The following is a 25448-nucleotide window of genomic DNA, read 5'->3' as shown; positions in this document are numbered from 1 at the left end:
CAAAAATTGGCAATTTCGTCCACAGAGGCAGAACAAAGCCCGGCCACCGCGATGGCCGGGCTCTCTATGATTGTGGCGATATCTTCGGATCAGACTACGATGGCCATAGCCGGATCTTCGGCAGGCAGAACTGTGCTATTGTCCGCGACATAGACGTCATACATCGTCTCGCCGGCACCGGCCGAAGCATTGTCGCTGCCTATCGCGTCATCGATGTCTTCGAACAGAACATCTTCCATGACCCGTGTGCGCCCATCTTCGAACTGAATGCGGGACGCGTCCTTGTGGTAGACACCAGCCGCGTCGGTGTAATCGAGACCGGCCCGGTCGAGGGAGATCGACACGATGCCCAGATCCGCGACACCCACCAACTCGCCTGCGTCGGTCACGGCGTTCATGTTGCCGTCGACCCAGACCTGCAGGTCGTCGAAGATCGAATCGTTCTGATCGATCACCTTATCGCCGTTGAGGTCGTAGGCCGAGAGCTCTGCATACCCATCGTTGACCAGCGACCCATCGGCATGGCGCCCGGTCGGGCCGAACAGCTCGCTGCCATTGTCGATGGCACCGTTGTCGTTCTTGTCAAGCACGAGAAGCCCGTCGCCCTTCGCCAGCCAGCTGACCTGGTTGAGGAAACCGTCATTGTCGAGATCGAACCGCGTTCCTTCATCCATGGAAATGGTGTCGATGCGACCGTTCCCGTTCATGTCGATCGCGAGCGGATCGCTGTTGTCGAAGGTGCGGGTGGCCACTTCGGTGGCGTTGCCCGCAGCGTCGACCCCAGTCACTTCGAGCGTGTGCCCCTGCCGAACATGCGTATTCACATTCCCGGACCACGTACCGTCCTCATTCACGTCGACAGTCACCGCCTCATCGGTCCGACCGTCGACAACAAGGCGCACTTGCACCGTCTCGCCGCCCGAAACCCTGCCTGTCGTACGCGCAACGAGCGCCCGATTAACCGAATCCAGACTAATCGTGTCGTTATTGACGGTGTCGATGGTCACCGACGCGGCGTCATGGATCGCGCCCTTGTTGCCATAGATGTCCGTTGCGACAAACTGGACCGTATGCTCGCCATCGGCGAGCGTCGACGTATCGACCGCCCAGGCGCCACTGGCGTCCGAGAGCCCCGATCCGACAACCTTGCCGTCGATAAGCACTTCGACTGTCGCCTGCTCGTCGAGGTGACCCGCGAAGGTCGGGGTCGCATCGTTGGTCAGCCGGTCAGTGTTGCTCACACCGGTATCCGTGGACAAGGACGTATCCGAGATCACCGGTGCGACGGTGTCAATTACGACATCGACATCGATCGTCCTATCGCCCTGCTCGAAGACGAACTGGATGTTCTGGTCCTCAAGACCGGACTTGTCATATTCAAAGGTCCAGTTTCCATCCGCATCGACGGTGGCATGACCAAGACTCTGAACAGAACCATCTTTGAAGTAACTGACATAAACCGTCTCACCCGGCTCCCCCGTTCCGGTGAACGACAGCGACTGCCCGGCAGCATCGAGCTCGCTGGCGTTGAGCGCATTGTCGCCATTGGCATCGCCGTCCACATGCACCGAAAACGCGGGGGCAGCGGCCTTTCCATTATCGCCGCGGTTGTTATCGGCAACCGCCGAAACAAGCTTGGTCGTCGTAACGAGCTCGGTGGTCACGGCAGGTTCGCTCGCGGAGGCGTCGGCCGCACCGGTCTCGACCGATCCCGCCGCCTCGCCGTCGGCAGGAACCGCGACCGCAACTTCAGCGATTTGACCCGAAACCACTGAAGCCATCTCCTCGGAAACAGGCGCATCGACAATCTCCTGCGCCGCGATACTGGCAGCCACATCGACCGTCACCGCCTCACCGCCCGCGGATTCGAAAGTGAGCTGGGCATTCTGGCTTACCAACTCCGACGACACCGGAAGCGTCCAGCTCCCGTCCGCGTCGGCGGTGACGATGCCGTAATACTGCACAGCGCTACCATCGAAATAGCTCACGACGATCTCCTGACCGGCTTGCGCCGTGCCGCTGAACGCCAGACCATCGGTACCCGCCTGAACCGCAGCACTGTCAACGATACGTACTTTCATCACTCTATCTCCATTTCTAAAAAGCCTATCCCGCTCCGAACCATCGAAACGGGGGCACATAGGTCCGTCATGTCGCGTTGTGTTTGTGCGGTCTCATGGGGCCAGACAAAAGGACGTCCACTGTTCCTGGAAACGCGTCAGACCGGTATAAATCCGTCGGTGACAGAAACGCCTGCCCACCAACGATTGCCCGCTCTTTCCTACATTTCTTTCTTATATGCGAATAACATACCCCAAATGCGTCGTTTTAGCGCACAATTTTGCTGCCTAAAGGCAAAAAAGGGTAATTTCATCCGGGTATGTAAGTCAAAACCCGGCCATCACGATGACCGGGCTGGCTATGATCGTGGTGAACGTGCAGATCAGACCACTGTGCTGCAGCCTGATCCACAACAGGCAGAACAATGCTGTAAACCGCAGCATGGAGGGAGACATCCGACACCGGCAGACCAGCAACTCCACCCATGAAGTCGCCGGGAGGGATTGTCGAATGATGTTTTATATTACAGTGGGTTTGCACATCACATCGTGAAGGCCGTGCTCGCCGCGTAGAAATCGCGCATCGTTGGCGGAAGATCGGAGCTTTCCAGATCCATCAGGCGCTGTGTCATGAGAATGGCAGTGAGCCTTTGGGCCGGATCGCAAAAGGCAACCGTCCCGTAACTGCCGATCCAGCCAAAACTGCCGTCTTCCTGAACCGACACGCCGAGCCCCCAGCCGTCACCTCCCAGGAGCGAACGCGCCTCCACAGCGCGCATCTGTTCCGGCGTAAGCTGATTGGATGTCATCGCCGCAACTGCCTGTCGAGAGAGAACACGCACACCGCCCAAACCACCTTCATTTGCTAGAAGGCTATAAAAGGCAAGACAGTCACCGGCCGTCGACACCAACCCGCCGCCGCCAGACTCAAAAAGCGGCGGCTTCGAGAAACGCCCAGCAATCGGTGCATCGAAGACGGTCGGCTTGAGAATGCTCGCGTCAGGCATATAGGCTGTCACAAGCCTTCCGATATTCGCCGGGGTGACATAGAAACCTGTGCCCTTCATGCCGAGCGGAGAGAAAATGCGCTCGTTCATGAATGCGCCCAATGGCTTGCCGGCGACCCGCTCGACAAGCACCCCTGCAACTTCCGACCCGGTATGATAGAGCCACACCTCGCCCGGCTGATAAGCGAGCGGCAAGTCACTCATGCGTCGCATATATTCGTCCGACGTGCCGGGGAATATCTCTTCACCGGGCTCGAGATCGCGTTCGGCCATCGCCATTCGGATTGGCGCGCTCTCAGGCAAAGAGGCCAAGGCCCCCAGACCGAAACGGAATGTAAGCAGGTCGCGCAAGGTGATGGCGCGGCGCGCCGGCACTGTGTCATCAAGCGGCCCGTCAACGCTGCGCAGCACACGGCGGTTCGCAAGTTCGGGCAGGTATCGGTCGACCGGATCGTCCAGATCGATCTTGCCATCGTCGACAAGAACCATGGCTGCTGCGGCTGTAATCGGCTTACTGACTGAAGCGATCCGGAAAATGGAATCGGGATGCATCGGTGCACCGCCAAACGCCATGGCGCCGGCCGCTTCGACGCGCGTGTGGTCCTCCCAATCGACAGCCCAGGTCAGGCCCGGAACGTATCCTGACATCACATGCTCGTTCATAACCCCGCGCACCACATCGCATCCCATCTCGAAGACCGCGCGTTCGTCGTGAGAGTTGGCTGCAGCCGGCAAGCACCCCGCAGCAAAGAATGCGGAAACGGCTGCCCCCTGCTTGAGAAAACGCCGGCGGTTAGCGTTCATGAAACGCCTCCTGGCCACGCAGGATCGGCTTGAGAAGGTACTCGAGCACCGTCTTGCTGCCGGTCTGAATGTCGACCTCGGCCACCATGCCCGGCTTGATCGGCAGCGCGCCATCCGGCCCCTGCAGGGCGGCCTTGTCGGTCAGGACACGCACACGATAGTAGGGTTCGGCATCTCTACGGGTCTCATCGCGAATGGTATCGGCACTGATAAAGACGAGTTCACCGGCGAGCATGCCGTAAATCGTATAGTCATAAGCGGTGATCTTCACCGTCGCGGGTTGACCGGTATGCAGAAAGGCGACGTCCTGAGGACGGATTTCGGCCTCGACATAGAGCTGATCATCGAGAGGCACGATTTCCATAATGGTTTCGCCCGGGCTCACCACGCCGCCCCGTGTAGTCACTTTGAGATTCTTGACGATCCCCCGGACAGGGGATTTGAGCGCCGTGCGGCTTAAAGCATCCGCCTTTTCGGCAAGCTGCTGAGTGAGACTGTCCAGCTCGGCGCTTTGTCTGACGATCTCGGTATTGATATCTTCGAAATAGGTGTTTCGAACCTCCACGAGCCGCCCTCTAAGATCGGCGATGGTCCGTTCCAACTGAATTCTCTGTACGGCACTCGCCGCTCCGCGTTCCACCAGCGGGAGCACAAGGTCAAGCTCCTGCTGCGCCAAGGCAATACGCTCTTCGAGCGAAGCGACCTCCTCGATAAAACCTTGCCGCCGTGACTCGAACAATGCGGTTTGCGTCCGAACGACCTCGGCATCCTGCAAAACCTCGGCGTCGAACTCCACCTGATCGGCTCCGGCAAGCTCGGCATTGAGCCGGCTAAGCGTCGCCTTGTGCGCGATAACCTGGCCTTGCAGATCCTCGACCGCCGCCCTGAACCTTGTAGCGTCGATGACCGCGAGCGTCTGGCCTACGGCCACTTCTTCGCCTTCCTGCACGAGCAGCGATTCGAGGATGCCGCCCTCGAGACTCTGGATCACCTGGCTCCGGCTGAGCGGCACAACCTTGCCGATCCCGCGCGTGGTCTCGCCAAGCGGTGCGTTCGCGGCCCATGCGACGAAGACGACCAGAGCAAACCCGGTCACCCACAGCAAAGGGCGAGACACGCCCCGCTTGCGCGTTTCGAATGCGCCGACATGATCGGCGACAGTTGCAGCATTGTCCGACATCACTTGTTCCCCTCCGACGCTGACGCCACGGGCGGCGTGTTGGGCGACGCAACCTGCGGACGGGCCTTGCCCGACAACACCGCCATTACGCTCTCAACCGGGCCATCCACCATTATCCGACCGCTATTCAGAACCATCGCCCGGCTCGCCAGGGCGAGCACAGGTTGGCGGTGCGTCGCAACGATAAGCGTACGTCCGGCCGCCCACTGCTTGAGCTTGCTTATGAATTCGATCTCGAGCGCACGGTCCATTGCCGCAGTTGGCTCGTCCAGAATCACGATGCGAGGATCGCGCAACCAGATGCGTGCCATTCCGATGGATTGCCGTTGTCCGCCAGACACGCCCGCGCCGCCTTCCCCGATCATACGGTCCAATCCAAGCGGATGTTCCTGAACGAGCCTGTCGGCGCCGACGAATGCCAGCGCTTCGAGCAGTTCCTCATCCGTGGAGTGTTCCAGGCCCAGCCTGAGATTGTCGCGCAGCGTGCCGAAGAAAAGCCGGACGTCCTGAGGCAGATACCCTATCGCTTTGCGCAGGTCGGCCGGGTCGATCTGGCGAATGTCGGTCCCATCGAGCAAGAACTGGCCCTGCGATGGCTCATAGAGCCCAGCCATAAGCTTGAGCAGTGTCGACTTGCCCGAGCCATTGCCACCCATAAGCGCGGTTCCGGTTCCTGCTTGTAATGTCAGAGAAGGGACCTGAAGCGCGGGGTTGCTATCCGCGTCGTAGGCGAATGCAACGTTCTCAAATACATAATGCCCGACGAGATTTGGACGGTGGACGAATTCGCGGTCCGCGGGCCGGTCGACGGGAGCGGCCATAAGTGTATCGATGCCCGCAAGCGCGGAGCGCATATGCTGCAAGCGCCCAAAAATCCCCGCCATCTGCGTGAGGGGCGCGATCGTACGCGACGACAGAATAGCGCAAGCCAGAAGCGCCCCAACCGTCATCTGGCCGGCAGCGATCTGATAGACACCCACCACCATCACGAGAACATAGGAGGCCTGCTGAACCGCCGCCGCCGAATAGGTCAAGGCACCCGATATCACCCGCATGCCGATGCCATTACGCGCGAGAAGCCCGCTATACTCTTCCCAAAGCCGTTGAAACCGCCCCTCGGCGGCACTCGCCTTGACGGTCTCGACCCCCGAAAGGGCTTCCATCAGCAGACCGTTCCGGACCGCGCCCTCCCGCAGATTTCGGCGCGAGAGTCTCGACATGGGCCATTGCGCGAGCAGGCCGGGAACAACAATAAGAGGAACGGCGCCGATCAACACGAAGGCAACCGGTCCACCGATCATCGCAATAATGCCGATGAACACGAAAACGAAGGGAATGTCGCTCAACGCGCCGATCGTCGTCGAGGTAAAGAACTCACGCACGGCGTCGAATTCACGCACCTGATTGGCAAAGGCACCGGTGGATTTCGGCCGTGCCTGCAAGCGCATTCCGAGTGCTCTTTCGAATATGCGTGAAGACAGCTTCAGATCGAGCTGCTTGCCGGCAACCTCCATGAGGTGAGCACGGACCATGCGGACCATCGCCTCTATGATGATGGCGAGCCCAACACCCGCCGCCAGCACCCACAGCGTCGCAAAGGCAAGATTGGGAACAACGCGATCGTAAACCTGCATGGCGAACAGCGAGGTAACCACCGCCAGGACATTGGCGAGCGCGGATGCAAACATGACTTCCAGAAAGACTGGCCAGAGCCGGACCACCTCGCTCCAGAACCAGTGCCCCTTGGGCTCGGCGGCGAATGCACCGGCGCGTCCGTCCTTGCGTTCGAGAGGCGCAGCAAACGCAACCATACCGCTATGGCGCGCCTTGAGTGTCTCGAGCGGCTTTCGGACCTCGCGCGTTTCGTGGTCCGGTAGCAGAACGATGCAATCATCGTCCTCGCGGCGCACAAGTATAACGGTGGAACCGTCGTCCTGAATAACCAGCGCCGGAAGCAGGTCTTCATCGATCGCATCGATCGCGCGCTGGGCGACACGCACGTCCAGCGCGGCACGCGCCGCAGCGCGGCGCAACAGGGCCGGTGTCAGCTTGCCATCCTTGAGCGGAAGGCCCGCCGTCAGTTCGGCGGCGGATGCGGACCGGTCGTAGAGCCGGCACATCGCAAGGAGTCCGGCAAGTATCGGGTCGAAATGCTGCGGCGGGCGCGTTCCAGTGCCCGAAACCGGAGCCTCTGCCTCAGCCGCCATATGCACGTTGGTCATGTTCTATGATATCCTTGAAATTCATCCGCACCCTCACGGGTGACGCGGGCCCTCGACGGCGGCGAGGCTCTCTTGCAAAAGACCGAGCGACCCCGCAGCCGCGTATTGCAGCTCAAAGATGTCGTGCCGTGCGTTGATAATGCTGACGTCGACGCGATAGACGTCCGCCAGAACGGCCGAGAGGTCGGATACGCCGCGATCGCCGAACTTGAACTGATCCTCATAGAGGACCCGCAACGCCATAGCCCGCTCAAGCTGCTCTTCGAGGATGTTTGCGCGATTGCGCAAACCCGGCGCCTGCGCCTGATAGGCCTGAACTTGCTGCATGGCGTCGCGTATGCTTTTTTCCGCCGTCCACCGGACTTCGTTGGCGGCGAGATCCGCTGCCTCGACGCGTTGGAAATTGCTGAAGCCGGCCAATGTGGGCGAAGTCAGCTTTATGCCCACACCGGTGTTTACCGAGCGATCCCCGAACAACGGCGTTTCCGTGCGCGCGAAACCTTCCAGACTCAAGGTCGGCAGCAGGTTGGCGCGTTCCGCCTCAATCGCGTGATTGGCAGCCTCGCCCCTGGCCATCGCCGCCGCGACGGCTGGCGAACGCATTGCCGCGGCACGAATATCGGCAATGTCGCCCAGGGCAAGCGGCAGATTGGGAATGGGGGCGAGGTTTTGAGGCGTGTAGCCCATACGAGCTTCGAACATGATACGCGCGTTGCGCAGCACGCCAAGAGCGTCCTCGAGCGCGGCCTGCGCTTCGCCTTCGTGCACGCCCGCGAGCTCAACCTCACTATTGTCGCCGATGCCACCCTGGACACGGTCCTTGGCCAACTGGGTAAGACGACGGTAAGCTGCAAGGTTTTCGCGGGCGGCCTCGACCAGCGCCTCACTGCGTTTGACGCCGATATAGGCCTGAGCCGCCTCGAAGGCCGCTTGCTCGCGGGCGGCCATCAGTTCGAAACCGGCGGCACTGTTGGTGGCCTGTGCCTGATCGACCTGCGCGCCCGTACGGCCCCAGTCGAACAGGGGCTGCCTGAGCGTCACCTGCCAGTCCGGAACGCCATCCTGCCCGACTTCGGCGGCGCCCTGCACGACCGGCAGATAGCCGGACCGCGCAATATCGACCTCGATGTCCGAAAGCTCGGAACGGGTCGACGCCTCCCGGACGGCAGCATTGTAATTGAGTGCAGCGGCGACCGCGCCAGACAGCGTATTCGCCGGGCCGGCCACGGGCGCAAAATTGCGCTGCACGGCCGAACCGCGCGCATCGCTTTGCACGGACGCGGAGGCAACGTCGATACCGGCCGCTCCTCGCGTGAGCGAAGACGTTTGCCCGGTCGTTTGCACCGTCGAGCACCCCGACAGCACAAGAAGCAGTGCCGTCATCATGACGGCGCGATCGGCTCCGGAGCGTTTCCGGGAACCGAGGGTCCGCGCAAACGAAAAGTTGACAGCCTTTTCCGGTTCGGAAGCGTGGCAAAACAGAGGCTTGGAGCCCGATTTCGATCGATTCAAAATCGGAAAGGCTCCAGGCCGGTCGTCATCAAGGCGTTTCATAGTATTCTTCAAGGAGAAACCTGCTTTCGATAGCTGTTCGCATTCGTCACTCGGTTATTTGAGAGAGAACCGGGCCGTCCGACTGGGCGGGGATGAAGCACGTCACCCTGCCCCGAAACCGGCCGGGCACCGGGCAACGGTGGCCGCCACATCGACAGGAAAGTCGAACGTCACCGGGAAGGCATCGCCCATGTGCAGGGCGGCCCCGTCGGCAAAACCTGACTCTTTGGTAGGGACCTGACCCGGCGATGCGCCTGCGATATCTGCCTTCATTACTCTTCCCCCGTTTCTGAATCAGACCGTCAATCGAATCGCGAATCCGCCAGAGCCATGGCAAACTGCTCACTGCCTACTCCTCTCGTCTGCTTATAGGCGAATAAGGACACGGCCTTCCGGTATGGTCGTTGTCGGTGGTTGGGAGTGTGGACCGTTCTGGTCACAGGACCTCGCCTGGGAAGTCCGGGCACAACACGGCATCTCGCCGCGGTCTCTGCATCCGCTGCGCCCCGGGGCCGGGAGGAGAAGCCCCGGGGGGCAGGGACATCGGGTCTCAGGTGATGATGAGGTTCATCTCCGAGATGGGCGAAAGATTGCCATCCAGATCCACGGCATAAGCGTGATAGGTATCACCATTGCCATCGAGGCCGCTCGTATCGAGCGCGACGGCTTGTGTCTCGTCCGTGATCTCGACCGCGTTCTGGAGATTGTCGGGGGCGTTGGTGATGTCGCTCAGAGTGTTCACTGTCACCTTGTCGTTGACGAGATAGACTGTGCCTTTTTCCGTGCTTTTGACGTCAACCTCGGTGCCGGCAGAAATCGCAATACCGTCGTTGATCCAGAGCGTCGGTTGGCCAGAGGAATAGGTCGTGACATAGATGTCAGGATGACCGTCACCATCGACATCGCCTATAGCAGCGTGCCAGCCACCGGTATCATCGGTGATACCCGTGGGCCTGAAAGCTCCCCCGCCTTCATTGATCAAAATACGGTTCTGTCTGGTTAGGTCCACTATATAGATATCGAGATTACCATCTCCGTCGATATCGGCCATAACGGCGTCGCTAGCGTCACTAACGGCATTATTGCCAAGAGGGTGGTTTGCGAACGTACCGCCTTCCTGTTGAATCCAGAGTTTCTGCACCGAGCCGTCAGCGACAAAGATATCGGGGCGCCCATCTCGGCTCACGTCACCGATCGACGCTTGACGCCCCCCGGTTGTTTCACCGTCAATGCCGATGCCCGTGAACGTTGGCAGCCCACTACCGTCATTGCCGTCATTGCGCCATATTTGATTCGGCGTACTATGATTTACGACATAGAGATCCATATCTCCATCCTTATCGATGTCGCCCGCCGCAGCATCCCAGCTACTGTGGTTATCTTTAGGAATATCGATTTTTACCGTGAAATTCCCTTTTCCGTCATTTATCCATAAATGGTTTTGTTGATTATTGAAATTTACGACATAGATATCCAGGTCATCATCCCCGTCTGCATCGAACATCACAGCACTTTGACTATCTCCTCCATCTGTATAAATATGTCGTTCTTCGAACGTTCCATCTAGATGCTGAATCCACAGACTATTTTGACCGCCGTAATTTGCAACGTATATATCCAGTTTCCCGTTACCATCGACGTCACCTATAGCCACCCCCTTGCTGAAGTCGGTATCGGCTGGAAGATTTGGGCTTTTCGTGAAGCTCCCTTTTCCGTCGTTGATCCAGAGATGGTTTGTTTGGCCACCCCAGGCTGAGGATCCTCCGGTTGCAGCAAAAATATCGAGATCACCATCGCCATCGATATCAGCCATCACCGCGTCGCCGCTAGCGTTGGCATCCCCGCTGATATGCGTTTCGTGAAACGTCGGGGTCGCATTCACAATCCTTGCTACCGGCACCTTTGCATCCACGGCTTCAGTCGCCACCTCGGAGATATTCCCGGCCACATCGGTGGCCCAGACCTTGACTTCGATACCATCGGCCAGTGTGAGCCCATCAAAGCTCCACTTCCCGTCGCCATCCGCCGCCGCGGTCGCATCGGCCTCACCGTCACCGGTATAGTCGATGGTGACCGTTGCGGACGCCTCGGCCGTGCCCGAGACCGTGCCGGCATTCGCCGTGGCCACCTGTGCCGCCGCCGGCGCCGTGGTGTCGATGGTCACCGCGAGCGGGCCTGACGCGGTCGAGACATTGCCCGCCGCATCGGCCGCCTTCGCCGTCAGACTGTGTTGGCCTTCATTGAGCGTGCCCGCCGTCACCGACCAGCTGCCATCATCCCCCGCGACAGCAGTCCCCAGCACCGTCGTTCCGTCGGTATCGTAAACCGTGACCGTCGCCCCGGCCTCCGCCGATCCCGCCGCGCCCTTGATCGTGGGCGTGGTGTCCTTGGTGACCCTGTCGCTGTCGCTCGATCCCGTATCCGAGCCCGGATCCAGCGTCAGGCCGACCGGCGCGTCCGGCGCCGTGGTGTCGGCGGTCGAACTGCCCACCGTGACGCCTGCCCCCTGGGAATCATTGCCGTTCTTGTCGGTCTGGGTCACGGTCACCCGATCGCCCTTGCCCGGCTTGGGATCGGGCGTGATCGACCATGTGCCGTCCGGCCCCACCGTCGCCGAACCGAGGTCCTGCCCCGTGGTATCGTCGGTCACCGTAACCGTATCGCCCGGCGTGCCGGTCCCCGAAAAGGTGTCGGGGCCCGTCTCGGTCACCTCCGGCGCCACAGGGCGGTTCTCGCCAATGGTGACGTCCGCGCCCTGCGAGCTGTTGCCGCTGGCATCGGTCTCGGTCACCGAGATATGATCGCCATCGCCCGGCCTGGGGTCGGGCGTCACCGACCAAGTGCCGTCCGCGCCCACCGTCGTCTCGCCGATCACCTGTCCCGTCGTTTCGTTGGTCACCGTGATGGTATCCCCCGGCGTCCCGGTGCCCGAGAAGCCGTCCGGGCCGAACTGACCGATCTCGGGCGCCGTGGGGCGGTTCTCGCCGATGGTGACGTCCGAGCCTTGCGAATCGTTGCCGTGCGGGTCGCTCTCGACCACGGTGATCTTGTCGCCCGCGCCCGGCCTGGGGTCGGGCGTGAGCGACCACGTGCCGTCCGCGCCGACCGTCGTCTCGCCGATCACCTGCCCCGTCGTTTCGTTGGTCACCGTGATGGTATCCCCCGGCGTCCCGGTGCCCGAGAAGCCGTCCGGGCCGAACTGGCCGACCTCGGGCGCCTCGGGCCGGCTCTGCCCGATGGTGACATCGGTGGTGCCGGACGTGTTGCCGTCCGGATCCTTCTCGCTCACCGAGACCTGATCGCCATCATTGGGCCTGGGATCGAGGGTAACCGACCATTTGCCGTCCGGATCCACCGTCCCGGTCCCGATCACCTCGCCCGTCGTCTGATTGGTGACCGTGACCGTATCCCCGGGCGTCCCGGTCCCCGAAACCGTGTCCGAGCCGTACTGCCCCACTTCGGGCGCAGCCACATGCGCGCCGGTGCCGCCATTATTGTTGCCGCTGCCGCCGGCCACCGCGACCACGCCGCCGACCGCCAGCGCCCCGAGCCCGGCCACTCCGGCCATGCCCAGCCCGCCCAACGCGCCGGCGGCACCGGCGGCTGCCGCTGCTCCCGCCGCCACGCCGACGGACGGCGTCAGGACGCCCTCCACAGCCGCCGAGGTACCGAAATCGACGGGCACATAGTCGCCCGCGCCGTTGAGCGTCTCGAGGGATGGCACGTTCTGGTCACCGTCGTCGAAATAGTCCGACAGTACGATCACCTCGCCGTTCCTGAGGTGAATCACCAGATCGTCGCCCTGGCGGACATAGCCCGCCACATCCCCGGCCGCGACATCGAGCTGCACATGCGCCGCGTCCGCGGTATCGACGGTCGCCCGCGCGCCCATCAGCGCCTGCGGCACGTTCTGCACGCCGTTTTCCATAGTGACTGCAGCTATATGAAGCATCGTTCAATCCTCGCAAAGCTAACCCGATGAGAGCGAAATGCATCAATCATCGACGACAGCGTGAGGCTGAACTGGTTACGACGTCATAAAGAACAGTCTACGTGGAAATATTTATAAGCAACAATACTTATGAAATTTATGCGCTTTGATTTTTTCACTAATTTGAGATATAAAAGCAAAATAAGAGATCCCGCCCCGACACGATCGGGACAGGATCTCCAGATACTCGCGATGGTCTATGCCGGGGCAATTAATGCTATTCTACGTTAGGCACCCCACCGGAGCACGCGCGAGAGCGCTTTCAGGAACAAAAGGCTTGAGCGAATAAAATACGCAGAGGCCGACCTCTGCATCCCCATAGCTTCCCACAAGGCCTGACAGGCCCACCTTCCGCCCGGTCGACGATACGACCGGGTGGAGGCCGTTTTCGGTGTTTGGAAACACGGGGGGTGCGTCCGGGGGCGGCGCGAACCGCTTCGCCTCCGGACCCGAAAGCGTCTTCAGAGCCCAACGATAACGATGACCGTTATGTCCTGGCCAACGGCCGACAGATTGCCTGCCATGTCCGCCGCATAGAGATGATAGTGGCCCCCATCGAGCCCTTCCACCGAAAGCGACGCGTTGGTATTTGCCGCCGTCAGCGTGACACTGTTCCACTGGCTGTCCGGCGCCGCGATAATATCGCCTTCCGAAGTCACGCTCACACCGTCCTTCACCAGATAAACCGTGCCCGCCTCGGAATCCAGGACCTCGATGCTCTCGGGAGCTTCAAACTCCCCTCCACGATTGAGCCAAAGCCTGTTCTGGTGATTATCCTGCGCGACATAGATATCGATATCGCCATCGCCGTCGACATCTCCCAACGCAGCGGCATTGCTGGCCCCTTGCTCCCACATGATTACGTTGCCCCAGTCGGCCGGATCGAGCGTAAACCCGCCCTTGCCGTCGCCGAGCCACAGCTCGTCCCGGCTGTCATTGTTTGCCACATAGATGTCGAGAAAGCCGTCGCCGTTCACGTCGTCGATCGCAGCGTCGGTGCTGGCCCCGGTCGGCCCGCCGATATCGACCGTCTCCTTGAAGCCGCCCTTGCCATCGCCAAGCAACAGATGGTTCTGCCCGGCCCGGTTCGTGACAAAGGCGTCGACCGCGTTGTCACCGTTGACGTCGCGCAGGACCACGCTGGAACTGGGCAGGGGAGCGGTATCGTCAAAGGCAGTGGACTCGCTGAAACCGCCCTTGCCGTCGCCGAGCAACAGAAGGTCCTTCCCGGCATTGGCGACATAGATATCGAGGTCGCCATCGCCATCGACATCGGCCATCGCCGCATCGTTGCTGAACGAATTGGGCTGTCCGACCGGGCCCGGGGCGAAGCCGGTTTCTCCATAGTTGAGCCACAGCAGATTCTGCCCTTCGTTCGCGACATAAATGTCGAGCAAACCGTTGCCGTCGACGTCGCCCACAGTGGCGCCATTGCTCCCCGCGATATCGTTTTCGATATCCCCCTTGGTGAAGCTGCCCTTGCCGTCGCCGTACCAGAGCCTGTTCTGTCCGTCCCGGTTGGCAACGTAGATATCGAGATGATTGTCACCATTGATATCGGCGATCACGGCGCCAGCGCTGGCTCCGGTATCTCCCTCAATCTCAACAAGCTTGAACTTGCCGCCACCGAGGCCGAGCCACAACTGGTTCTGCCCGTCTTCGTTCGCGACATAGATATCGAGGTGCCCATTGCCGTCGACATCGCCCATCGCGACGTCGCGGTGGGCGCCCGCGGTATCTCCTTCGATAGTATCGCTCTTGAAAAACGGCTCGAGGAACGCCGCCACCTCCGGCACCCCCGGCGCCGTGGTGTCGACGGTCACGCTCAGCGCATCCGACGCCGCCGAGACATTGCCCGCGGCATCCGTCGCCTTCGCGGTCAGCGTGTGCACGCCCTCGGCCAGAGCGCTGGTGGTTATCGACCAGCTCCCGTCGGCCTCCGCGACCCCCGTCCCGACAACCGTCATACCGTCCGTATCGTAGATCGTCACCGTCGCCCCGGCTTCGACCGATCCCGCCGCACCGGTAAGCGTCGGCGTCGTATCGCTCGTGATCCCGTCGCTATCGCTTGGCCCCGTGTCCGAACCCACATCCAGCGTCAGCCCGGCCGGTGCCGCCGGAGGCGTAGTGTCCGGCGGACTGCCGCCATCCGACGAGCCCCCGCCGCCAGCCAGCGCCGCGCCCGCCCCGACGACCGCAAGGCCGCCGAGCGCGAGGCCCGCCATGGCCTCGGTGCCCATTCCGGCCGTACCGACGGCATCGGCCCCGCCCTCGACGAAGGCCGGCGCAAGCACGCCCTGCCCGGCAGTGTCGAACACCACCTCGACCGGTGCGCCGCCGGCATCCCCGGCAACCTCGAGAACCGGACGGCCGTCCGCGTCCTCACGGAAAAAGTCTTCCAGAAGAACCGTTTCCCCGCTCGTCAGCACCACGACGAGGGCATCCCCGACGCGCTCGTAGATCGCCACCGCATCGGCGGGAAAATCGAAAGCCACCCGCGCAGCATCGCCCACATCCAGCACGGCGCCGTTGGCAAGGTCCGGCCCCACAGTGCGCATCTGCCCCGTGGCCGCATCGACAATTTGTATTTTCACTATTCGTTCTCCAACACTGGTGTGCTTTCCGCTTCCAAAGCGTCGCAAATCAAAAAACCCGGAGAATTTTCGCAATCCGAGACATTGCGGAAACTCTCCGTCCGATACAAATCCGCTGGCGCCACGGTGCCCTGCGCGCTGCCGATTTCCGTTGTTTCCTACTTTTGCGCCTAATAGGCGAATAAGGTACCCGTGGACGCGCCCTGCACGGGGTTCGTCATATCCCACCCCGCCTCAGGCGTGTGCCCACGACGTTCGCACATTTCCTTTCGAGACTGCAGGGTTTGAACTGGGCAAGGATGGGTGCCTCAAACGGAAACGTGTGAATCCCGTAGGGCGTGTGCGGGGCTATCAGGTGAAACCGGAACCGTATGCGATTGCCTCAGAAGAGCGGAGGGGTAGGCCAGGCGATGGCGCGGGGAGGAAACGCGCCATGCCTGCCGGACGATCCTGCGCGCCCGAGAGCTATACGGTGTCGACGTGAACGCTCATCTCCGAAACGAGCGAGAGGGTCGAGCCCGTATTCACGGCATAGGCGTAATAGTCCCCGGCCTCGAGCCCGGTCGTATCGAGCGCCGTGGCAGTATCCTCGGCGGTGATGGCAACCTCGTTCCAGAGCCCGCCATCCGCATCGGTGATATCGCTCAGGGTTTGCACCTCCACCTTGTCGTTGACGAGATAGACAGTGCCTTGCGTGCTGCTTTTGACGCTGACGCTCTCGCCAGCGGTGACCTTGAGGCCGTCATTGACCCAGAGGATGTTTTGATAATAGTTCGCGGCATAGAGATCCAGCCAGCCGTCCCCGTTCACGTCGCCGATGGCCACGTCGTACGTCCAGCCGTCGTCCGTATTAATGTCGTGGCTACTAAACTCTCCTTCGCCGTTATTGATCCACAGCCGGTTTGTGCCGCCATAATTCGCGACATAGAGATCAAGATCGCCGTCGCCGTCGATATCGGCCGCCTCGACGGCATAGCTATCCCCCTCGTCGCCATTCAACTCCTTGCGTATGAATTTCCCAGGATCATCTTTGTTCTGGAGCCATAGAACGTTCTTCTGATTACTTCTATTTACAACATATATATCATCGAATCCGTCACCATTAAAATCGCCAGCGACAGCGTCCATGCTATATGAAAGATCGCTTTCAAGCTTCTTTGTTTCGAGGAACTTATTGAATTTGTTATTGATCCATATCACATTTTGTTGGCCAGAATCATTTGCTACATAGATATCCATGTATCCATCATGATTGAAATCTCCCACTGCCGCGCCCCGACTACTTCCGTTGTCTCCGGAAATCGATTGGTCCGAATAATGGCCACTTCCGTCATTGATCCACAACTTGTTCGCGCCTTCGTTCGCAACATAGATATCGAGACTGCCATCACCGTCGATATCGGCCATCACCGCGCCGTAGCTTTTTCCAACATCGTTGGTTATTTTCTGGTTGTCCATCGTGCCGTCGCGCTTTTGGACCCAGAGGATATTCGGGTAGGAAGTGCTGCTGGTATTGCTCGGAACATAGAGATCGATCTTGCCGTCGTGGTTCACATCGCCCGCAACGGCTTTGTAGGCGTATCCATTATCGCCACTGATATTCCCTTTTTCCGTGAACCCCCCTTTGCCGTCATTGAGCCAGAGGACGTTCTGAGTGCTCCCATTCATCCCGACATGGATGTCGTTGTCCCCATCGCCATCGAAATCGCCGATCACGGCGGAATGGGCTATTCCTGTATCCCCACTGATCTCCGTGACGGTATACGTCATGTCAGGATGCAGGATGCGCACCGTTGGGGTCGTGGTATCAACGGTTTCGGTATCGGCCTCGGATACATTCCCCGCCGCGTCGGTCGCCCAGACCTTGACCTCGGTGCCATTTGCAAGCGTGAGCCCGGTGAAGCTCCACTTCCCCTCGCTATCTGCCGCCACCGCCGCATCGACCGCGCCATCGCCATTATAATCGATGGTCATCCTGGCGAATGCCTCCGCGGTGCCCGAGACTGTGGTGCTGTTGAGGAGCGCCGCGTGCGGCGCCTCCGGCGCTGTCGTGTCGATGGTGACAGCGAGCGCATTCGAAGCAGCCGAGATATTGCCCGCCGCGTCCACCGCCTTCGCGGTGAGACTGTGCGGACCCTCGGATAACGTGCCCGTCATCGACCAGCTCCCATCGTCCGCCGCGACCGCGGTCCCCACTTCGGTCCCGTCGGTGTGATAAACCGTAACTGTCGCCCCGGCCTCCGCCGTGCCCTTGATCGTCGGCGCGGTATCCTTGGTGATCCCGTCGCTGTCGCTCGACCCTGTATCCGAACTGGCGTCCAGCATCAGGTTGGCCGGAGCCTCCGGCGGCGTGGTGTCGACGTAGGCAAACGTGGCCCCGGCGCTTTGCGAATCGTTGTCGTTCGCGTCGGTCGCGACCGCTGAGATATGATCCCCATCGTCCGGCCTGGGATTGGGTGCAAGCGACCATTTGCCGTCCGACCCAACCGTCGCCGAGCCAATCGTCTGCCCCGTGCTGTCGTCTGTAACCGTGATGGTATTGCCTGGCGTGCCCGTCCCGAAAATCTCGTCCGGACCCGCCTGGGTGATTTCCGGCGTCGCCGGACGATCCTCGCCGATGGTGACACCGGTGCTCTGCGAACTGTTGCCGTCCGCGTCGGTCCCGCTCACCGTGATCTGAGCGCCAGGGGCCGGCCTGGGATCGGGCTTGATCGTCCATGTCCCATCCGGATTAACCTCCGTCGAGCCGAGCACCTGCCCCGTAGACTGATCGGTGATTGTAACGGTATCGCCCGGCGTGCCCGTCCCGGAAATCTCGTCCGGGGTAAACGCGCTGACCTCCGGCGCCGCTGGACGGTTTTCGCCGATGGTGACACCGGAGCTTTGCGAATCGTTGCCGTTCGAATCGGTCCCGCTCACCGTGACCTGATCGCCAGGATCGGGCTTGGGATCGGGCTTGATCGACCACGTCCCGTCCGGATTAACCGTCGCCGAGCCAAGATCCTTCCCCGTCTCCGGATCGGTGACAGTGACGGTATCCCCCGGCGTTCCGGTTCCGGAAATTTCGTCGGGGCTGAAGTGTGTGACCTCGGGCGCAGCCGGACGGCTCTCGCCGATCGTGACGCTTGACGCCTGCGAGACGTTGCCGTCCTCATCCGTCCCGGTCACCGAGACCTGATCGCCATCGGCCGGTTTGGGATCGAGGCTGAGCGACCACGTCCCGTCGGGCCGCACGGTCGTCGTGCCAAGCACCGCGCCGGTTTTCTCGTTCTTGATGGTGATCGTATCCCCGGGCGTCCCGGTCCCCGACATTGTATCGGCGCTATATTGGCCGATGTCCGGCTTGGGCACATATGCACCAGTGCCGCCGCCATTATCGCCGCCATTGTCGCCGCTGCCGCTGCCGCCGCCGGCCGCTACTGCGGCGACACCGCCGAGTGCCAGTGCGCCGAGCCCCGCGATTCCGGCCATGCCGACGCCGCCGAGCGTACCCGCCAACCCGGCGGTTTCCGCCGCCGCGGCGCCAGACGCGCCGATAGACGGTGTCAGAACACCGTCGGTAGCCGCCGAGGCTCCGAAATCGACCGGGACATAGTTGCCCACGCTGTCGATGGTCTCGAGCGCAGGCACATTCTGGGCGCCAGCGGCGAAATAGTCGGAAAGAACGATCACCTCACCGTTCTTGAGATGGATCACGAGATCATTGCCCTGACGGACATAGCCCGCCACGTCCGCGGCCGGGACATCGAGCTGCACACGCGCTGCGCCCGCCATATCGACGGTAGCACGGGATCCCGCCAGCGCCTGCGGCACATTCCGCACACCGTTTTCCGTAGTGATTGTCGCTATATGAAGCATCGTTCAATCCTCTCGAAGATAAATCCAATGAGAGCCAAAGGCTCGATCATTGCGATACCTTGTTGCGCAATTGGTTACGGGACCGTACAACGCGCGATACGACAAAATACCGATCAAGGAGGGACTGAAAACCCGGAGAGATTACTTAAATATAGAAGAGTATACTTACTCAGACGAAGCTTATGACGTCTTGCACCCCCGCAAAGCGGCCTGGAGCCGTGCTTGGCAGACTGTCGGATTGGGGGAAGACAACGCCACAAGGACTTTCCTTGACCCCTCGGCACACACAAAGCCGGCACGGCCATTTCGATGACCGGGCCGGCTATGATTAGCGGGGGCTGTATCCCCGGATCAGACCACTATGGCCGCGGCCTGATCCTCGACCGGCAGGACATTGCCGTTGTCCGCCGCATAGACGTCGAACATCGCGTCGCCGACATCAGCTGAAGCGGTGTCGTTGGCCGGTGCATCGTCCTCGACTTCGAAGAAGACGTCTTCCATCACCATGGTGCTGCCGTCCTCGAGCTCAACCGTGGAGGTGTTTTTGTGGTAGACACCCTCAGCGTCTGTGTAGTCGAGGTCGGTCGGGTCGATGGAAATCGACACGATGCCCAGATCCGCGATGTCGAGCAGTTCACCCTCATCGGTCACGGCGTTCATGTTGCCGTCGACCCAGACCTGGAGATCCTCGAAGATCGAGTCGTTCTGATCGATCACCTTGTCGCCGTTGAGGTCGTAGGCCGAGATCTCGATATAACCCTCGTTGATCAACGACCCGTCGGCATAGCGCTCGGTCGGGCCGAACAGCTCGGAGCCGTTGTCGATGGATCCGTTGCCGTTCTTGTCGAGCACGAGCAAGCCATCGCCGTCAGAGAGCCAGCTGATCCGGTCCTCCACCCCGTCATTCCAGAGATCGAACTTGACGCCTTCCTTGATGGACGCGGTATCGATTTCGCCGTTATCGTTCAGGTCGAGCGAGAGTGGGCTGCCATTCATCGGACCGAATGAACCCCATCTGCGCGGCGTATTTGGAGGCGTCCACACAGGCCAAGTCGGCGCCGGCGGCGGGGGCGGGGGCGGGGGGGGCGGTGCGTTGGAGAAGATGCGTGTGGCCACCTCGGTGAGGTTGCCCGCATCGTCGATCCCGACCGCCTCGAGCTTATGGCCCGCACGCAGCACATGCGTGTCCACATTTCCCGACCACGTGCCGTTCGTCACATCGACCGTCACCGCCTCGGCGGTCCGGCCATCGACGACAAGACGCACCTGTGTCGTCTCCTCGCCATCGACCTTGCCCGTCGTATGCGCAACGCGCGACCGGTTGACCGAGGAGATGGCGATCGTGTCGTCGTTGACCGTGTCGATGGTCAACGGCTTGGCGTCATAGGCATCGCTCGCATTGCCGTAGGGGTCCGTCGCCACATACTGCAGCGCGTGTTCGCCATCGGCGATCTTTGCCACCGGACCGATCGTCCAGCCGCCATCGGCATCCGACGTGCCAACCCCGATCGCATCTCCGTCGATCAACGCCTTGACCGTCGCCTTCTCATCGACCTTGCCCGAGAAGGTCGGGGTCGCGTCGTTGGTCAGCCGATCAGTATCGCTTCGCCCGGTATCCTTGGCAAACGAGGTATCCGAGATCTCCGGCGCGACAGTATCGATGACGACCTTGGCGTCCAGCGCCTTGCCATTCTCCTGCTCGAAGACGAACTGCAGGGTCTGGTCCGCGACCCCGGAGCCATAGGTATAGGTCCAGGTGCCGTCCGCACCCACGGGGACTGTCTGGTCGGTCACGACATGACCGTTCTCGAAGTGGCTGACGGTGACGTCCTGGCCGGGCTCCGCTGTCCCGGTGAACGACAGCGTCCTGTCGGCGCCGATCTCCCTGGCGTTGAGCGCATTGTCGTCATTGACATCGCCATCCACATGCACCGAGAGCGATGAGGCAGCGGGGGCGTTGTCGGCAGCGTCATGGCCGTTCCCGGCACCGTTGCCGTTACCGCCATCAGCGGCGTCGGCTGCCGGAGAGGCCGCGTCATGGCCGCTTTCGGCATCATAAGGGACAACACGGGGTTCGGCCGTTGCCGAGTCATCGCCAAGGATGTTGGCCATCACGGCCTCGTCATCGTAGACCGTTTTGTTGCCATGGGCGTCTATCGCCACGAACTCGGTCACAGGCGTTTCGCCATCCCCAAGCACATCTTCCGGGCCACGGATCATCCATTCGCCATCAGGGCCGACCACGTCGGACGCGAACACCTTGCCGTCAACCACAAGCTCGACCGTCTCCGCTCCCTCGACATGGCCGGAATAGATCGGGACAAATGACTCTTTTCCGGTTTCCATGTTCACGATCACAGGCCCGAGCGGCACTGAAACCCCACTGGTAAACTCCGGCGCCTGGGTATCGACGGCGACATCGACATTCACCTCCGCTTCGCCCGCGGGCTCGAAGGTGAAGTGGACGTTCTGGTCCGCCATCTCCGTATCGAACGGCAATGTCCACTTGCCGTCCGCGTCCGCCGTGACGATGCCGTAATACTGGACAGGCCCGCCATTGGTGTAGCTCACCACGATATCCTGACCGGCCTCCGCCGTGCCGCTGAACGCCAGCGACCGGCCCGCATCGATTTCGCTGCTGTTGAGCGCATGATCGCCATTGGCGTCACGATCGACGCGCACAGAGAATGCCGAGCCGCGTTCGCGGCCCTGTGCGGCTTCCACCGCGCCATTGGCCGCACTCAGCGCCGCTCCATGGGCGCGGTCCAGATCAACGCTGCGTCCCCGATCAGGGGCCGCTTCACCATTCCGTATACTCACTACTCTATCTCCATTTCCAAACGCATATCCCGATCCGAATTCCATCGCAGCGGGAGAGCCGAAGGTCTGTCCTGACCGTGTTTCGCGTGTGCGATCCAGCGAGTCCGGACCAACCGGATGTCCGCTGGTCGAAACGCTTCTGGAAACGCGTCAGACCGATATAAATCCGCCGGCGGCAGAATCACCCACACACCAGCGATTGCCCCCTCTTCCTATTTTTCATGCTTATATGCGAATAACATACCCCAAATGTGCTATTTTGACGCACAAATTTTGCTTTTTATCGGCAATAAATAGCAATTTACTTCATTTGCGCAAAAGCAAAGCCCGGCCATCGCGATGACCGGGCTTTCTATGATGGCAGCAATATATTCGGGTCAGACCGCTATGGCCGTGAGATGGTTTTCGGCAGACAGTACAATGCTGTTGCCCACGGCGCGAACGCCATGTATCGCGTCGCCGCCAGCGCCCTTCTGAATGCGTGAGAATGAAGCCCGCCTTTGACGCCGAGCCGACAGCGCACTCTTAAACGATCGTCACCGCATCGCCGGCAACAGACAAATTGCCAGCCACATCGGCCGCTTTCACCGTCAGATCGTGCGTTTCGTCCGACAGAACATTCGTGGTTACCGACCAACTCCCGTCAGACGCCGCGACACCGGCCCCCAGGACAGTCGTTCCGTTCGCATCGTAAACCATCACCGTTGCTCCTGCCTCGGTCGACCCCGCCGCACCGGTGAGCGTCGGTGTATTGTCGCTCGTGATCCCGTCGCTGTTGCACCACACTGCGTCCGACGCCGGATCGAGGTGCAGTCCCACTGGCGCCTCTGGCCGGTTTTCGCCAATGGTGACGTCCGAGCTCACCCATAGCGGGGCGACCGGCAACGAGGAAAGCCTCGAAAAGCTCGGCTACAACCCCTATTCCCTCAAAAACATCTCGCTCGACCTCAAGGTCACATCGCGGACCATCCAGACGCTTCTGACCCGCAAGGGTGCGCTAACGCCCAATCGCTTGCCCGTCCCGATCGAAGATGTGTACTTCGTCCAAATCGAAGCGCAGCCCCACGGTCTCTCCGGGTTCGAACCGCGTGTGCCCGACGATCCGCACCGTAAAAAGCCCCAGTTCCGGCACCTCGACATAAACGAACGTATCCGAGCCCAGATGCTCGATGACGTCGATCATTCCCTCGACCACGCCCTCGCCCGCGGGGGTCAGCGCGATATGCTCGGGCCGGACGCCGAAATGCGCAACCGCTTCGCGCGCATGGGGCAACGTGATCTCGCCACCGCCGGCAAAGCGCACGGTGCCCGCTCCTCCCGCGCAGGGCACGACGTTCATCTTCGGCGATCCAATAAACTGCGCCACAAAGAGATTGGCCGGCTTTTGGTAAAGATCGATCGGCGAACCAATCTGCTCGATCTGCCCCGCCTGCAAGACAACGATCCTGTCGGCCAGCGTCATCGCCTCGATCTGATCGTGGGTCACATAGACCATGGTCGCCTGGAGCCTCCGATGCAGCTTAGCGATCTCAAGCCGCATTTCCACCCTCAGCGCCGCATCGAGGTTGGAAAGCGGCTCATCGAACAAAAAGGCTTTCGGCTCGCGCACAATGGATCGCCCGATGGCCACACGCTGTCGCTGGCCACCCGAAAGCTCACGTGGGTGGCGATCGAGGAAATCGGTCAGTTGCAGCGTCGCGGCTGCAGCCGCGACCTTCTGCTCGATCTCCGCCTTGGGCGCACGTGCGACCTGAAGTCCGAAGCCCATATTCTCGCGCACGGTCTTGTGTGGATAAAGCGCGTAGGATTGGAACACCATCGAAAGCGCGCGCTCGGCCGGAGGCTTGCCCGTGACGTCCTCGCCATCGATCACAATCTTGCCGTCGGTCGCCTCCTCGAGCCCCGAGATAAGCCGCAAGAGCGTCGACTTCCCGCACCCCGAGGGTCCGACGAAAATGACGAACTCGCCCTCGCCGACCGTCAGATCGATCCCTTTGATGATCTCGAGCGCCCCGAAGGATTTGCGGACGCCTTGAAGTTCGATCCTGCCCATTATCTATCCCTCCTCGTGCGCACCAGGCATATTCGGTGACGCCCAGGCGAGCCACATTGCCGCCGTCCAGGAAAAATCCCCACCGCCGCATCCCGCACCGGTCAACGGATCGAAACTTTCATAGAACCCCGATTTGGCGATTAGCCGCCCCGTGTCGCGGCGCACGACCTCGGCAAGATCGCCCTTTCCCGCATCGGCCAGCCCGCTAGCGATCATCCAGTTGACCACAGCCCAGACCGGCCCGCGCCAATAGCGGATGGGATCGAACCGGCTTTCCTCCGGATCGTAGCTCGGCACGAGATAGGTCACACGCTCCGCCCAGCGCGCAAGCGTTGCTGTCAACTGTTCTGCACGGCCGGCACCCACCCCGCCATAAAGCGCCAGCAGCGTTCCGGCCGAAAGCGTCGTGGCCTTCGCATCGTGCCGCAAGTCGAGCGAGACATAGCCGTTCAACTCCTCGCTCCAGAGCGCTTCGATGCCAGCCTCCATCCGCGCTGCCCGAACTCGTGCGCTTTCCGCGATGTCCGTTTCTCCCACCGCCGCCGCAAGCGCCGCAAGGTCGCGTTCCGCACGCAAAAGAATGGCGTTGACCCCGATATCGGCCACCCAGAATGGATTGCCTTGGGCAATCGTATCGATATCCCACTTCGCCTCACGCCCGAACTGCACCAGCGCCATATACTTGTCGTACTCGGCTTTGAGCGGGCGCTGGTCGGCATGGACATGCTGGGTATCGCGGCGCTGATAGTCGCCAACCCGAGATGTATCGACATAGGAAAGCGGTGCGTCCCAATCGGGAAGATTGTCCCGTCCGCTCTCCCAGGGGTGCGTGATCGCGACAAGGCCACGCCCTTGGGGATCCCGCGCCCGCGCGAACCAGACATGCCAGCGCGCGAGCTTTTCGACCAGATTTGCGGCGCGGGCGACATCGGGATCGCGTTCGAAAAGCGCGCGCACGATGGTCGCGGCAACGGGCGGTTGGGTGATCCCCGAAGTCGGCGGGGACGTTTCGCTGCCCCACTGATCGTGCCCAGGGAAATACCCCGCATCGTCCTGCCAGAAGACGATATGGGGCACCATGCCGTCGTCCCATTGCGCCTTGAACAGTGTCTCGATCTCGGTCCAGGCGCGTTCCGTATCGAAGGTCGCAAACCCCAGCGCCACGAGCGCGGAATCCCAGTTCCACTGAAAGGGATAAAGCCCCTTGGTCGGCACGGTATATCCGCCCCGATCGTTCTGGGTGAGGATTTCGCGGGCCCGCGCGTCGAGTTCGTCTGCGCGTTCGGCGCTTGGTGTATTCATCAT

Annotated in this window: 13 protein-coding genes; all 13 read right to left on the bottom strand. The window is 61.1% G+C overall.

What is annotated here, in order from left to right; all coding sequences use genetic code 11:
• Positions 1 to 89: 89 nt before the first annotated feature.
• Positions 90 to 2081: an Ig-like domain-containing protein gene (locus LG281_RS13375; RefSeq protein WP_404401480.1), complete on the bottom strand. Its 1992-nt coding sequence runs from the start codon at positions 2079 to 2081 to the stop codon at positions 90 to 92.
• Positions 2082 to 2602: 521 nt separating this feature from the next.
• Entirely contained in the window at positions 2603 to 3871 is a 1269-nt protein-coding gene (locus LG281_RS13370; RefSeq protein ID WP_404401478.1) for a serine hydrolase domain-containing protein, read from the bottom strand.
• Positions 3861 to 5051, bottom strand: coding sequence for an HlyD family type I secretion periplasmic adaptor subunit (locus LG281_RS13365; protein WP_404401476.1), 1191 nt, complete (start codon positions 5049 to 5051; stop codon positions 3861 to 3863). The genes LG281_RS13370 and LG281_RS13365 overlap by 11 nt, the downstream gene beginning before the upstream one ends.
• Entirely contained in the window at positions 5051 to 7273 is a 2223-nt protein-coding gene (locus tag LG281_RS13360; RefSeq protein WP_404401474.1) for a type I secretion system permease/ATPase, read from the bottom strand. Before LG281_RS13360 ends, LG281_RS13365 begins: the two co-directional genes overlap by 1 nt.
• A gap of 33 nt (positions 7274 to 7306) precedes the next feature.
• Entirely contained in the window at positions 7307 to 8659 is a 1353-nt protein-coding gene (locus tag LG281_RS13355) for a TolC family protein (protein ID WP_404401472.1), read from the bottom strand.
• Positions 8660 to 8929: 270 nt separating this feature from the next.
• A complete protein-coding gene (locus LG281_RS13350) occupies positions 8930 to 9100 on the bottom strand; it encodes a hypothetical protein (RefSeq protein WP_404401470.1) in 171 nt (56 codons plus the stop codon).
• Between the two features lie 277 nt (positions 9101 to 9377).
• Entirely contained in the window at positions 9378 to 12779 is a 3402-nt protein-coding gene (locus LG281_RS13345) for an Ig-like domain-containing protein (protein ID WP_404401468.1), read from the bottom strand.
• Positions 12780 to 13279: 500 nt separating this feature from the next.
• Positions 13280 to 15412 (bottom strand): FG-GAP-like repeat-containing protein, encoded by a 2133-nt coding sequence (locus LG281_RS13340; protein ID WP_404401466.1) that lies wholly within the window; start codon positions 15410 to 15412, stop codon positions 13280 to 13282.
• A 465-nt stretch (positions 15413 to 15877) separates the two neighbouring features.
• Positions 15878 to 19270, bottom strand: a complete 3393-nt coding sequence (locus tag LG281_RS13335) for an Ig-like domain-containing protein (RefSeq protein ID WP_404401464.1) — start codon at positions 19268 to 19270, stop codon at positions 15878 to 15880.
• A 351-nt stretch (positions 19271 to 19621) separates the two neighbouring features.
• Complete coding sequence (locus LG281_RS13330) at positions 19622 to 22090, bottom strand: Ig-like domain-containing protein (protein ID WP_404401462.1); 2469 nt, start codon at positions 22088 to 22090, stop codon at positions 19622 to 19624.
• Positions 22091 to 22615: 525 nt separating this feature from the next.
• Complete coding sequence (locus tag LG281_RS13325; RefSeq protein WP_404401460.1) at positions 22616 to 22975, bottom strand: Ig-like domain-containing protein; 360 nt, start codon at positions 22973 to 22975, stop codon at positions 22616 to 22618.
• 112 nt (positions 22976 to 23087) lie between these two features.
• Positions 23088 to 24143 (bottom strand): ABC transporter ATP-binding protein, encoded by a 1056-nt coding sequence (locus tag LG281_RS13320; protein ID WP_404401458.1) that lies wholly within the window; start codon positions 24141 to 24143, stop codon positions 23088 to 23090.
• 3 nt (positions 24144 to 24146) lie between these two features.
• Positions 24147 to 25448, bottom strand: a complete 1302-nt coding sequence (locus LG281_RS13315) for an MGH1-like glycoside hydrolase domain-containing protein (RefSeq protein WP_404401456.1) — start codon at positions 25446 to 25448, stop codon at positions 24147 to 24149.

Origin of the sequence: Pelagibacterium halotolerans (genome assembly GCF_044811015.1) — a bacterium.
GTDB classification, from domain to species: Bacteria; Pseudomonadota; Alphaproteobacteria; order Rhizobiales; family Devosiaceae; genus Pelagibacterium; species Pelagibacterium halotolerans_A.
Note: the sequence above shows the minus strand (reverse complement) of the source record. Positions and strands in the feature narration are given on the sequence as shown.